The organism is Trueperella sp., assembly GCF_043424875.1.
Classification (GTDB): Bacteria; Actinomycetota; Actinomycetes; order Actinomycetales; family Actinomycetaceae; genus Trueperella.
The window spans coordinates 1-13,123 of sequence record NZ_JBHWPL010000086.1; the positions used below are offsets into that span (position 1 = coordinate 1).

Annotated in this window: 13 protein-coding genes and 1 tRNA gene; 1 reads left to right on the forward strand and 13 read right to left on the reverse strand. The window is 59.5% G+C overall.

The window, feature by feature from the left end; all coding sequences use genetic code 11:
- The 8 genes from ACHFFR_RS07670 to ACHFFR_RS07705 form a co-directional block, all read right to left on the reverse strand.
- Positions 1-1,870, reverse strand: a 1,870-nt coding sequence (locus tag ACHFFR_RS07670) for a polysaccharide biosynthesis protein (RefSeq protein WP_394263679.1), incomplete at its 3' end; no start/stop codon positions are given.
- A 423-nt stretch (positions 1,871-2,293) separates the two neighbouring features.
- Positions 2,294-3,376: an LCP family protein gene (locus tag ACHFFR_RS07675; protein ID WP_394263680.1), complete on the reverse strand. Its 1,083-nt coding sequence runs from the start codon at positions 3,374-3,376 to the stop codon at positions 2,294-2,296.
- A gap of 194 nt (positions 3,377-3,570) precedes the next feature.
- Positions 3,571-3,643: transfer RNA gene (locus tag ACHFFR_RS07680), tRNA-Ala, on the reverse strand.
- A 124-nt stretch (positions 3,644-3,767) separates the two neighbouring features.
- On the reverse strand, positions 3,768-4,421 hold the full coding sequence (locus ACHFFR_RS07685) for a histidine phosphatase family protein (protein WP_394263681.1): 654 nt from the start codon (positions 4,419-4,421) through the stop codon (positions 3,768-3,770).
- On the reverse strand, positions 4,421-4,861 hold the full coding sequence (gene rsfS / locus ACHFFR_RS07690; protein ID WP_394263682.1) for a ribosome silencing factor: 441 nt from the start codon (positions 4,859-4,861) through the stop codon (positions 4,421-4,423). The genes ACHFFR_RS07685 and rsfS overlap by 1 nt, the downstream gene beginning before the upstream one ends.
- 13 nt (positions 4,862-4,874) lie before the next feature.
- Positions 4,875-5,765: a hypothetical protein gene (locus ACHFFR_RS07695; protein ID WP_394263683.1), complete on the reverse strand. Its 891-nt coding sequence runs from the start codon at positions 5,763-5,765 to the stop codon at positions 4,875-4,877.
- Complete coding sequence (nadD, locus tag ACHFFR_RS07700) at positions 5,762-6,487, reverse strand: nicotinate-nucleotide adenylyltransferase (protein WP_394263684.1); 726 nt, start codon at positions 6,485-6,487, stop codon at positions 5,762-5,764. The genes ACHFFR_RS07695 and nadD overlap by 4 nt, the downstream gene beginning before the upstream one ends.
- Positions 6,474-7,742 (reverse strand): glutamate-5-semialdehyde dehydrogenase, encoded by a 1,269-nt coding sequence (locus ACHFFR_RS07705; protein ID WP_394263685.1) that lies wholly within the window; start codon positions 7,740-7,742, stop codon positions 6,474-6,476. Before ACHFFR_RS07705 ends, nadD begins: the two co-directional genes overlap by 14 nt.
- A gap of 150 nt (positions 7,743-7,892) precedes the next feature.
- Here ACHFFR_RS07705 and trxA point away from each other — a divergent pair, with 150 nt between their 5' ends.
- Positions 7,893-8,270, forward strand: a complete 378-nt coding sequence (gene trxA / locus ACHFFR_RS07710) for a thioredoxin (protein ID WP_394263686.1) — start codon at positions 7,893-7,895, stop codon at positions 8,268-8,270.
- A 114-nt stretch (positions 8,271-8,384) separates the two neighbouring features.
- Here the strand turns inward: trxA and ACHFFR_RS07715 are convergent, their stop codons facing one another.
- The 5 genes from ACHFFR_RS07715 to rplU form a co-directional block, all read right to left on the reverse strand.
- Entirely contained in the window at positions 8,385-9,326 is a 942-nt protein-coding gene (locus ACHFFR_RS07715) for a hypothetical protein (RefSeq protein WP_394263687.1), read from the reverse strand.
- A gap of 461 nt (positions 9,327-9,787) precedes the next feature.
- Positions 9,788-10,885 carry a glutamate 5-kinase gene (gene proB, locus ACHFFR_RS07720; protein WP_394263688.1) on the reverse strand — a complete coding sequence of 366 codons (1,098 nt, stop codon included), beginning with the start codon at positions 10,883-10,885 and terminating at the stop codon, positions 9,788-9,790.
- Positions 10,886-10,906: 21 nt separating this feature from the next.
- Complete coding sequence (obgE, locus tag ACHFFR_RS07725; protein ID WP_394263689.1) at positions 10,907-12,421, reverse strand: GTPase ObgE; 1,515 nt, start codon at positions 12,419-12,421, stop codon at positions 10,907-10,909.
- 100 nt (positions 12,422-12,521) lie between these two features.
- On the reverse strand, positions 12,522-12,776 hold the full coding sequence (gene rpmA / locus ACHFFR_RS07730) for a 50S ribosomal protein L27 (protein ID WP_394263690.1): 255 nt from the start codon (positions 12,774-12,776) through the stop codon (positions 12,522-12,524).
- A 35-nt stretch (positions 12,777-12,811) separates the two neighbouring features.
- Positions 12,812-13,117, reverse strand: coding sequence for a 50S ribosomal protein L21 (gene rplU, locus ACHFFR_RS07735; protein WP_394263691.1), 306 nt, complete (start codon positions 13,115-13,117; stop codon positions 12,812-12,814).
- Between the last annotated feature and the right edge of the window lie 6 nt (positions 13,118-13,123).

Below are 13,123 nucleotides of genomic sequence, written 5' to 3' on the forward strand. Positions count from 1 at the left end.
TAAGTGCCCCAGTAAACTGCTGCTCATCTTCCAGGAGGCTCAGCACTTCATCCCGGTTTGCGGGGTGCTCAGGAAGATCCGTAGGGGCAAGGCTTGGCACTCTAACCGTACTGATAAGAGGATGCGCACTTGGCTGGCTAATCTCCGAGGTGCTGAAGAGAACCTCGTGAAGCTTCTCCCCCTTACGTAGGCCCGTGTAATGGATTTCTACATCCTTGCCGGACTCGGCAATGAGTCTCTCAGCGACATCGACAATCTTAACGGGCTCACCCATGTCAAGAACCAGAACATCACCGGGGCGACCAATTGCTCCGGCCTGGAGTACCAGTTCACATGCCTCGGGGATCGTCATAAAGTAGCGTGTTACGTCCGGGTCCGTCACGGTCACAGGCCCACCACGCTCAATCTGTGCCCGGAACGTGAAGAGCACGGAGCCTCGTGATCCAAGAACATTTCCAAATCGAACCGAGAGATATTTCAATCCCCCATCCATCGCATGCCACGACGTGAGCCGCTCTGCGAAGCGCTTAGTCAACCCAAGAACACTCGTTGCGTCCGCAGCCTTATCCGTGGACACGTTGACGAACTGCTCTACCCCGTGCTTGCGCGCCGCGGCGAGCACATTTCTTGAACCTAAAGTGTTGGTCTTCCATCCTTCAAGCGGGAAACGCTCAAGCATCGGTAGGTGCTTCAGAGCTGCTGCATGGAAGACGACCTCAGGCTTGTGGTGTTCGAAGATGGCGTCAAGCGCGTCGGGCTCACGAATATCGCAAAGCACGACTTCGTCGGAGTCGAGGAGTCCGTCACCATCGATGGATAGTCGTACGGCGTGGAGCTCGGACTCATCGCGGTCCAAGAGGATCAACTTTGAAGGACCAAGGCGGTTCAGCTGTCGAGAGAGTTCGGAACCAATTGAGCCGCCGGCTCCCGTAACCAGGACGCGCTTACCCATGACGTAATCGGCGATGGAGCGCACGTCGGTCTTGATCTGGCGGCGACCAAGAAGGTCAGCGACATTAAATTCACGGAGACGGTCGAGGCTCACCCGTCCCCCGATCATTTCGCTAACCGGAGGAATGATTACCAGATCGAGCCCGTTCGCAACGCATTCACGTGATACTCGCTGGATCATGGATGCTGGCGCATTACTTACTGCGAGAATGACGGTCGTGGCCTGAACCTTCTCGGCAATCTTGATCAGCTTCTTGCCCGTTCCAAGCACCTGGTATTCGCGAATTCGCTGCTTCTGCTTACCCGGGCTGTCATCGACAAAGCCGAGGATCCGGTAGGGGGATTCAACCGCGTGATCAACCAGCTGAGCTACCTGCCTGCCGGCTTCGCCGGCACCGTATACAAGAGCGGGGGTTGCTTGTTCCCTGCCGTTTCCGCTTACACGTGATCGCGAGATAAGGATTCTGTACACGCCCCGGGCCGCAAGCATGAGAACAAGCGCCAGTGGGGGCATGACGATAGCTAGTGCGCGGGGGAAATCGGTTATGAAGGCAGAAAGGATAAGTCCAATTGGGAGGATGACGAGAATAACGAAACCTGCTGTTTCAATAACTTCCTCAAAGCTCGCCACTCGGCTTCGACCTCGAATAAAGCTCAGCCCAAGACTGGCCAGGGTCTGAACAGCAATTGCCGCAACCGTGTAACCAATCGCCCACGCCCACTGAGCATCGGTCAGACCAAAGTCGTAGCGTAGCAACATAACAGTTAGAAGAGCCAAGACCCATGCGAGAGCATCTGTCACGAATACGACCGCTGCCTTAGTGTGGAGCGGTAGCTCATGGATACGCTGGTAGGTAGGCCCCGTCTTCCCGAACCTACCTGCCTCTTGAACATCTTTTGCTTTTGTTTTTTCTGCCACGCTTCCAGCGTAATCCCAGGAACGGACCACCTCAATCAGGTTTAACCGGGAACACACTCGAATAAAGCCCATTTAACAACTACGGACAATATCTAGCATAGACAAATTAGTTCAAAAAAGACACTTTCCCGCGGTTTTCCGGGCAATTCCGCGATTCTTGATGGTCACGCTGATCTTGGCTTGTCAATCAAATTGAGACGGAATCGTCATTTTTTGATTATGAGACACTTCCGGCATTTGTTTTGCAGCAAGACACGTAATGTTAACCCTACCCGACACTCTCAACACCCGATCCGGTGATTACTAAGCAATCAGGAGGAGCGTAGCGTTGCCCCTATCTTGCGATCCACATTTTGTTTGAGATCGGCAAGAGTGCTGGTCGAGTGCAACGGTTCAGTGACTACTCTCAGGTTGAGACAGTGCCTATTCCGGGGTCGACGGAAGCATAGCTACGCCCATCGGGTTCGTCTCGAGAAACTCCACGGCTTCGTCATTCTTGATCGCGTCGAAGAGCATGCCGCCGTTTACAACGTCGTAAATGACAATTGACTGACCATCATTCGACCAGCCCGTTCCATTGTGGGGAGCAGTCACAAAGTAAACGTTGCCGGGACGGATGTTGCGTGCCGAGTATGCGAGGTCTCGGATCTCTCCGATGGTAAACCCTTCATCAAGAGACACGGAGCCCGCTACGGTCTCAATGAAATTGGTAAGCTTTCCGAGATCGCTCAAGATATTCTGATCGAATACTTCACGCATGATGGAGCGCATCCAGTTCTGTTGGCGCTGCACACGAGAGAAGTCTCCCCCGCTCAAGCCATACCGCTGACGAACATAACTCAGGGCCTGTTCACCATTTAGGCGGTGTTCACCTGCGTCGAGTGTTCCGCCAGGAACACTGAGTGGAGAGTTCAGGGTGATCCTCACTCCCCCAAGTGCATCTGTCATGGCCGAGAAGGAATCGAAATCTGTGACAGCAAAATGGTCAATACGAACATCTGTTAATTCTTCAACTGTTTGGATCATAAGAGAGGGACCACCGTAGGAGAATGCTGCATTGATCTTTCCCTCACCCCATCCTGGGATGTCTACCCAAGTATCTCGCGGTATGGATACAACGGAGACATTCTCACGGTCTCCTGAGATGTGCATGAGCATGATGGCATCGGTGCGCTGCGCTCCCACCTGCCATTGACTGGGATCTCCTGCGGAGATTCTCGAGTCTGAACCGAGAACAAGGATATTGACCGGGAGGTCCTTGTCTTCCTCTTCAGCTTCCTGGATAACCTCATCCGGAATCTCTGGCCTGCTCGAGATCTCCCCAAACGGATCGTCAATACGTTCGATCATTCCGTCGAGGTGACGCTGTACCCACCAGCCGAAGCCAACAACACCGGCAGCCAGGACAAGAACAGTAACGAGAATGAAGATACCGGCCTTCTTACCCGACGACATCTTCTTCCTGGGCTTCTTCTTGTCTACATCAACCTGTTGATTCTCAGTCACGCTAAAACCTTGCCTATCATTCACACACCATCACCGTAGGAGTCCGATTCCAAGGATAACCCGGTATAGCCAATCAAGTGACAGGGCTTTCATCCTCACCGATCCATCAGGAACTCAACAACTCATTGTCCCACCGGATAACACAAAAAGTCGGGACACAGATCTGTAACCTATGTCCCGACTCATCACATTTGTGGAGCTAAGGGGATTCGAACCCCTGACCTCTTCCATGCCATGGAAGCGCGCTACCAACTGCGCCATAGCCCCGTTGGACTTGATTCATCTTACTCAGAAGTTTCTCGTCTCGCCAATTTGCGGCGGGTGCCTCGTGGTGAACCCGCTCACCTACCGGGCACCCACCGAGTACCTACCGTGCACCTACCGAACTCCCCTACCTAACGATGTTCGGCGCCATCACCGTGCGGCGGTTGTACGAGCGCAGGCGCCACTCCGGATTGCTACCCGGGCGTGGCTCGAGGATTGCCCACCGGCAGTTGTCCATCCCCTGCAGGCCCACCCATTCGGACGGGTTTTGCCCCAGCAACGAGATAACACCATTTGCGATCGACCCGCCGTGAGCCACGAACACTATCGTCTCCTCGACGTCGTTGCTCTCGGCTTCCACTTCGGCGACGGCGTCAAGCACGGCTGCCACCACGCGCTCACCGGTGGCCTTGCGCGTCTCGACCTCGACGCCCTCGGGCTCGCGCCCATCGCGCCACACCTGCCACTGCTCGGCGTGTGCGGCCTTGATCTCCTCGGAGGTCATGCCCTCCCACAAGCCGTAGGAGCGCTCGCGAAGGCGCTCGTCGATCTTGATCTCTAGGCCGGTTTCTTCCGAGAGGAACTGCGCCGTCTGAAGCGCACGGCCAAGCTGCGAGGAATAGATCCGCGTGGGTTTCATCCGCGCGAGTTCCTTGGCCGCAGCTCGCGCCTCGTCCCTGCCCGTGTCGTTCAACGGAATATCCGTTGACCCTTGGATCCGCCGTAATAGATTTTGTTCGGTCTGCCCGTGCCGCCAAAAAACCAAGCGAACAACAGTCACTACTCGTCCTCCACCTCGTCGTCAAAGACGGGTTCGAAATACTCCGCAAGACTCGAGGTCTGCGGCTCCTCCACCGTTACATCGTCCGGTAGATCGATCAACGGCTGGTCGCCCCAGAGCTTTTCCAGTGCGTAAAATTCGCGGTCCTCATCCTGCTGGACGTGCACCATGATGTCACCGAAGTCGAGGATGACCCAGCGTGCCTCACCCTCGAGCCCTTCCCGCCGCACCCGCTTGCGGCCAGCCTTGTGCAGCGCCTCCTCCACGTCGTCAACGAGCGAACGCACTTGCCGCTGCGACGAACCTGAGATGACGAGGAAGACGTCCGTGAGAACGAGCCTCTCCGAGACGTCGATCGCGGTGATGGACGTCGCCTTTCCATCGGATGCAGCGCGCGCTGCAATATGGGTGAGTTCGATCGATTCGGGTGTAGCTGGCACAGTGTCCTTTCGGTTACAACAGCAGGTTGGTGATGGTCGTGGCCACGTATGGCACAGACTCAGACAGGTAGTTCTTGTTGAGCCACGATCCGGCAAGATAACCAACAAGCAGGCCGAGAACGATCACGAGGAGCGGGATCAACCAGCGGCGGTTCGGGGATTCGACTTCCACGCCGTCGTCGTCATAGTCATCGACGACGGCCGGGTCGTTACCCTCCGCAACGGCCACCGAAGCCGACTCGTCGGTACTCACAGGCGTTGCGGGCGTCGGCGCGTCAGCGGCGTCCTCGGGCTCCTTGTGCTCATCCTTGCTCGTCATCGCCAAGAAGCGATCGCGAAGGGGCAGATCCTCATCGCCGTCAATCTCGTCAACGGTCTCCTCATCGGCGTGCTCGGGTTGCGCCGGTGCCACAACCACGTGCGAGTCGTCCTCAAACCGATCAAAGACCGACTTGCGTTGCTGCGCCTCGGCTGCGTTTTCGGGAGTATCAACGACGACGTCGGAGCCCGGCTCGTCGTGATCGGCAGCTATCGCGTCCATGGCTTGGGTGGCCTCGCCGCCGTCGTCCTCGCCGGACTCATCGGCAGGGGCCTCGTCGGTGACAGGGTCATCAGCGACAGGTTCGTCAGCGGGGGTCTCGTCAACCGGCACGTCCTCGGCCGGCACGTCGCCAGTGGGCGCATCCTCGGCCGGCACATCCTCCGCGTCGTCGATTGTTTCAGCGCTCTGGCGCGCCTCCATCTCAGCGCGCTCGCGTTCTGCCGCCTCGCGCAGCTCCTTGCGCGATGGGCGCCGTAGCCTCATTTCGGCCGTCTCGGTCAGGGCCGTGTCGTCTGCGGGTAGCGCATCAAGCTTGCCCAACTCCCGTAGTTCGCGGCGTGATAGCCGGGGAGTCTCACTCATTGTTCCTCCTTGCCCTCGCCGGCCTCAATCTCGTCAACCGGCGCTAGGGAGGTCGTCTTAGCATCGTTCGATACATATAGATGATACTTGTTTATGTACTGCACTACCCCATCGGGCACCAAATACCAGACCGGAACACCGTTTGCGGCACGGTGACGAATGCCCGTTGACGAGATCGCCATCGCGGGAATCTCAACCAACGACACGGCGTCTTCGGGCAGTCCCGAGGTGTCGAGATCGTGGCCCGGCCGATTGACGCCGACGAAATGTGCAAGCTCCCAGAGGTCTTCCTGGTCCTTCCACGTGAGGATCTGTGGCAGCACGTCGGCGCCCGTGATGAAGAACAGATCGTCGTCGGGATAGACCTCTCGCAGGTCGCGCAGAGTGTCAATCGTGTAGGTCGTTCCGCCGCGCTCGATATCCACGCGTGAGACCGTGAAGCGCGGGTTCGATGCCGTGGCGATCACCGTCATCAGGTACCGGTGCTCGGCGAGCGTGACGTCCCGATCCTTCTTGAACGGCTGCTCCCCCGTGGGCACGAACACCACTTCGTCGAGGTCGAAGTAGTACTGGACTTCCGAGGCGGCCACCAAATGGCCGTGGTGGATGGGATCGAACGTTCCACCCATGATGCCAAGACGACGCCGTGGCTTGGCTCCCTCGCGATCTGCGGCGGGATTCACGGCACGAAGATTGATGCCCTCACGTCTAGTTTCGGACATGACCATCTCCTTGTACGATCCACGTGGTCGTGGTCAACTCCTGGAGCGCCATCGGGCCGCGTGCGTGAAGCTTCTGGGTCGAGATGCCGATTTCTGCGCCCAGGCCGAACTGGCCGCCGTCGGTGAAGCGCGTTGAGGCATTGACCATGACGACGGCGGAATCCACGGTGCTCGTAAACAGGTTCACCGCCGAGACGTTGTTCGACACGATCGCCTCGGTATGGCCGGTCGAATAGGTCAGGATGTGTGCGATGGCCTCTTCCGCGCTATCCACGACTTTCACGGCGAGGTCGAGCGAGAGGTATTCGGTCTCCCAGTCCTCGTCTGTGGCGACGACGGCGCCCTCAACGAACTCGCGCGTGGCGTCGTCACCGTGAATGGTGACGCCCGCCGCGATGAGTGAGGCGCCAAGACGCGGAAGGAGCTCCGCGGCAACGTCCCTGTGTACGAGTAGCGTTTCGGCCGCGTTGCACACGCCGGGGCGATGGGTCTTAGCGTTGAGCGCGATGTTGTGGGCGCTATCGAGATCGGCGTCCCTGTCAATGTAGACGTGGCAGTTGCCCACGCCCGTTTCGATCGTTGGCACGGTGGCTTGCTCGATGACTGTCTGGATGAGTCCGGCCCCGCCGCGCGGGATGACGAGGTCGACGAGCCCTCGGGCCTTCATGAGCGCGACCGAGCCATCTCTTCCGTAATCGTCCACAGTCGCCACGAGATCGGCTGGGTAGCCCGCTTTGACGACGCCGGCACGGATAGTCTCAACGAGCACCTTGTTCGACTCGAGAGCCGCCGAGCCGCCGCGAAGCAGTACGGCGTTGCCCGCCTTGAGGGCAAGCACGGCCGCGTCAACAGTCACGTTGGGGCGCGCCTCGTAGATCATGCCGATAACGCCCATCGGAACCCGCTTGTTGATGAGCCGCAGGCCGTTGGCCAGCGTGCGCCCGCCAACGATCTCCCCCACGGGATCGGGCAGCGTGGCGACCTCGCGGACGGCGTCCGCGATCCCCTCAAGGCGCTCCGTCGTCAGCTGGAGGCGGTCGAGGAGCGAATCGCTCATGCCGCCTTCACGCTCGCGCGTCATGTCGGTCTCGTTCGCCGCGAGAATTGTGTCCATGTTCGCCACTAGCTCATCAGCGATCGAATGCAGCATCGCGTTCTTGGACGCCGTCGTCGCCAAACGCAGTGTTCGCGCGGATTCCTTAGCTTTCGCGGCAAGTGCGTGGACCTGCTGTGTCGCCTCACTCAACTCAGTCATCACTGTTCCTTACGTGCGATATGCTCGCGATCCATTGTTAGACTTTCAATAACGCCTAGCTTACGGGAATACAACACGTCATTATGCGTTAATCTCGCTAGGTAACAACTCGGTGTGTGAAGCCTTTACGCACCACGAAAGGACAATTTAATGGCAACCGTAGAGGTCACTGCAGAGAACTTCAACGACACCGTCAAGGAAGGCACCGTCCTCCTCGACTTCTGGGCAGAGTGGTGCGGCCCGTGTAAGACGTTCGGCCCCACGTTCGAAGCTGCTTCCGAGGAGCACACGGACGTCACCTTTGGAAAGGTCGACACGGAAGAGCAGGGCGAACTCGCACAGGCATTCCAGATCATGTCCATCCCGACCCTCATGGTCTTCCGTGATGGCATCCGCATCTACGAGGGTGCGGGCGCACTCCCGCCGGCAGCGCTTGAGGATCTGATCCAGCAGGCCAAGGCCATTGACATGGACGAGGTCCGTACCAAGATCGCCGAAGCCGAAGCAGAGGCTGGCAACGAAAACTAATCAGCGATAGCTGACATGGCGGTGGGCCCGTATAAACGGGCCCACCGTTGTGTTTGCGGTATGAGCGATCGGCTCTAACCACTAGGGCTCCGCCGGCCGCCTAGCGACGCAGCCTTAGGCGCGGTCGAGCTGTGCCCGAGCCTCCATGAGCGGGAGCACGCCACGCAGCACCGATGCGAGATCGGTTGGCAACGAGGCCGGAACGAGGATGATGCCGTCCGCAGCGCCAAGGCCCACCCACGATTCAATCGCGTCTGCCACCGAGTAGACGGTGCCAAGCACGCATGCGATTCCCTCGAAGGGATCGCAGCCGTTGATCTTCTCGATGAGGTGCGCGCGCTCTTCGGCTGCCTCCACCGATGCCGAGATGACGATTCCGAGCTCAACGAAGACGAGCACGTCCTTGTTGATCTCTTGGCCGGCCGCGCGGATCGCGAAGCGAGCCTCGCGGGCGGCGTGCGGATCAGCGACGCGCAGACGCACCGTATCGGCAATCGAGGCGATGAGCTTCGCGCGCCCAGGCGTGATCGACGGGTTCGTGATGATGACGCAGATCCGAATGCCGGCGGCGCGGGCGTTCTTCGTGGTCGCCACAATGCCATCGAAGTCGGAGTCGGTTGCGAGCGTAATCGTGATCCCAGCCCAGCCATCGGTTTGTGAGGCGAGGAGGTCAACGGCAACGTTCATGTCCTTAGGCGTTCCAACGACTCCGGCGAACACGCCCGCCGTCGACACGTCCGCCAACCGGGCGGCCGTCTTCACGGCGTCGAGCGAGTATTCGGATCCTGCCGAATCGGAGCTGTTGTGGAAATCCAGCCCGAGGGTCACAAAGTCGATTCCACCCTGCTGGGCGGCCTTCACGGAGGCGGCCAGACGCGGATAGTTCAAATGGTCGATTGGGGCTTCGTCAAAACCGGCCGGGGTGCATGCCCCAAGGAGCGTCAAATCCACGCCTACCCATGCGGTGGCAAGGTGGTCGGGAGTTACCGCGACATCGTCGAGATCCAGTTGTGCGTTCGTCAGTGCTTTGCGTGATGCTGCAAGTTCAATTGTCATCTTAAATTTTCCATATCCTGAAGGCGCACGAAGCGCGTTCTTAGTGCTGATCCATTGGTTTAGAAATACATTCGCCAATGGCGCGTTGTGGACATGGAAATAAATACGCCACTTACCTCTGTGGAATGATGGGGACATTGCGTGATGCCGAGATCGATCATTGTCATTCCTTTCATGTACGAGGTACACACCGGCCGAAGCCATTCATATTCATAACATTGCCTGTATATTTTCAAGCCCTGTTACCCATAGAACGTACCGAAATCGCGGGCTCAGGGTCAATGAAGCACCCTGCAAACACCAGCCCATCCGCCTTTTGAGAGGGAACATCTCACGCTATGAGTCGCATTTTTCCGCGTGATCTCGCGGTTCAAGATTTGGCCGTTGTATTTTTGTGACCTTTGGCACGGCTCGGTGCCCGAATTACTAAAAGGTTACGGGAGAGTAAATAACGGGGCTAGCTACTTGGTCGGTAATACAAGGTCGTCTGCATGAATGACCGGGCGCGGCGCCACCTGACCCCGGATGAATTCATGAAGCTCACCGGTTGAGAATGCGCTCAGGCCGCGCGCCACCTCAACCCCGTTCCCATCCACGATCGACACGAGGTCTCCGGCTGCAATCGTTCCGCGCGCGTCCGTCATCCCGACGGCGAGCAGGGACGCTCCCCCGCTCCTAATCGCCTTCTTGGCCCCGTCATCCACCGTGATCGTGCCCTTGACGAGCGCCGCGTGGCGCAACCACAGATCACGCGCGGGAACCTTCTTCGAGCGCGGCAGGAACCACGTGCCCACCGTCTCGCCGCGCAGCGCAGCTGCGAGGTCCGTCGTCGCGGCAAGCAAGGTCGCCACGCCACCCGACGTCGCCATCCGAGCCGCCTCCACCTTGGTCGCCATGCCGCCCGTGCCCACGTCCGATCCCTTGCCGGTGATCCTGAACTCAGCGAGCACATCCATGTCCGTGACCTCGGAGATGAGCTCGGCGCCCGGTGTTCCCGGCGGGCCGGTATACAGCCCATCCACGTCCGTCAGCAAAATCAGCGCCGTTGCGTCCACAATGTGCGCCACCAGCGCGGCGAGCCGATCATTATCGCCGAACCGAAGCTCGTTCGTCACAACCGCGTCGTTTTCATTGACGATAGGGACGACGCCGAGGTGCAGCAAGCGCTTGAGCGCGGACTGGACGTTGTTGTAGTGGCGCCGATTCACGACGTCGTCAGGCGTGAGCAGCGCCTGGCCAATGGTGATGCCGTAGCGAGCAAATTCATCGGTATAGGCACGCACCAAATGGGACTGGCCCACCATCGACGCCGCCTGCTGATCGCGCACGTCGGAGGGACGGCGTCGGAATCCTAGAGGCTCCAGGCCCGCGGCGATCGAACCCGAGGAGACGAGCACAATTTGCTGCCCGCGTGCGCGCGCCGGGCCAACGACGTCAACAAGGCGGGTGATCTGGTCACGCGCAAGCGATCCGCGCTCGGTGAGCGAGGATGAGCCAATCTTGATGACGATGCAGGGCGCTTGACCCAGCAGGGCACGGTTGGAAAGAAGATGCTGCACGCACCCAAGTCTAGCGACGCATCAGCCGTCGGACGGGTCTGTCCAAATACCTTCGTCGCGATCCGACCACAGCTCTTGGCGGGCCTCTTCCTTGGCGTCCATGCGGTCGTGGAAGGCCGCCTTGCGCTGCGCGCGCGTGGGGCGCGACCAATCCTCAAGACGAGCATCCGAGCCGCGCGGGGCAAGATGCTCGGCGCCGGAGGCCATCGTGGGCTCCCAGTCGAAGATCACTCCGCCCTCGAGCGGGCCAATCACCACGGTGTCGCCAGCGCGGGCGCCGACTTTGACGAGCTCCTTTTCCACGCCGAGCACGTTGAGGCGGTCGGCGAGGTAGCCCACCGCTTCGTCGTTGGCAAAGTCGGTCTGGTTGATCCAGCGCTCAGGCGTACGGCCTCGCACCTGGTAAAGAATCTTGCCGGATCGGTTCACGGGCGTGACCGTAAATCCGGTGTCATCTTGCGTGACCGGGCGGATGACAGGGCGCGTCTCGGGCAGCACATCGTGAGAGCGCACCTCCTGCACGATCTTGGCGAGCGCGAAGCCGAGTTCGCGCAGCCCGTGATGCGCAACCGCCGAGACGATGTACACGGGATAGCCCTTGGCCTCGATATCAGCCTTGACGAATTCGGCGAGCTCGCGCGCATCGGGAAGGTCTGCTTTATTGAGGACGACGACGCGCGGGCGGTCCATGAGCGGCACGCGGTCCTCCATGGGCGGGATCTGGTCGGCGTACGCGGCCAGCTCGGCCTCGATCGTCTCCAGATCCGAGACGGGATCGCGCGTGAGCTCGAGCGTTCCGCAGTCGATGACGTGCGCGATGACGGCGCATCGCTCAATGTGGCGCAGGAATTCGTGGCCGAGGCCCTTTCCTTCGGAGGCGCCCGGTATCAGACCCGGCACGTCGGCCACCGTGAAGCGGTAGTCCCCGGCAGACACGACGCCGAGGTTCGGCACGAGAGTCGTGAACGGATAGTCGGCGATCTTCGGCCGTGCGGCAGACATCGCCGCGATGAGCGAAGACTTGCCAGCGGACGGGAAACCGACGAGGGCGACGTCGGCAACCGACTTGAACTCGAGAACAACGGAGATCTCCTCGCCCGGCTCCCCCATGAGCGCGAAGCCTGGCGCCTTTCGCTTGGGCGAGGCGAGTGCGGCGTTGCCCAGCCCGCCGTAGCCGCCGCCGGCGACGATGTATTCGTCCCCCTGCCCCACCATGTCGGCAAGAACATTGCCGTCCATGTCCTTGACCACGGTTCCAGATGGCACGCCGACGACGAGGTCCTCGCCGCGCTTTCCATGGCGCAGGTCGCCCTCGCCCGGCTTGCCGTTCTCGGCCTTCAAATGCGGCGAGTGATGCAGGGATAGCAACGTGGACTCCTGCGGATCCACCCGGAAAATCACGTCTCCGCCGTGGCCGCCATTGCCGCCGTCGGGACCCCCGAGCGGCTTAAACTTCTCTCGGCGCACGGAGACGATACCGTTGCCACCCTTTCCTGCCTGAATGTGCAGGGTAACTCGGTCGATAAAATTGGCCATGACGTCCTCACAATCAGTTGCGGAAAATTATTGCAGAAAAACTACCGGAGAAATGAAAAGGGTGGAGAGCAAAGCCCTCCACCCCAGTTAGTTAACGCTCTTAGGCGTCGACCGTTACGTTAATAACCTTGCGACCACGCTTGGTTCCGAACTCAACGAGACCGGTCTCAAGAGCGAACAGCGTGTCGTCCTTGCCGCGGCCAACATTCTGGCCCGGGTGGTACTTCGTGCCGCGCTGGCGAACGAGGATCTCACCTGCATTGACAGCCTGACCGCCGAAGCGCTTCACGCCAAGGCGCTGCGCGTTGGAATCGCGACCGTTGCGAGTAGAGCTCGCACCCTTTTTTGTTGCCATCTTCAGACCTTCTTTTCTTAAAAGCTCGTGACTTGTTAGCCGATGTTGGTGACCTTCAGGCGGGTCAGCTTCTGGCGGTGACCCATGCGCTTGCGGTAACCGGACTTGTTCTTGTACTTAACGATCGAAATCTTCGGACCCTTGTCATCACGAACGATCTCGGCGGTAACCTTAGCGGAAATACCATCGGCAGACGTGGTGACGTCGTCACCGTCGACGAGCATGATCGGCTCAAGCTCGACCGTGTCGCCAGCTTCGCCTTCAATCCTGTTCGTAACCACGATAGATCCGACGGACACCTTCTCCTGGCGGCCGCCTGTCTTCACAATCGCGTAAACCACGTTCAG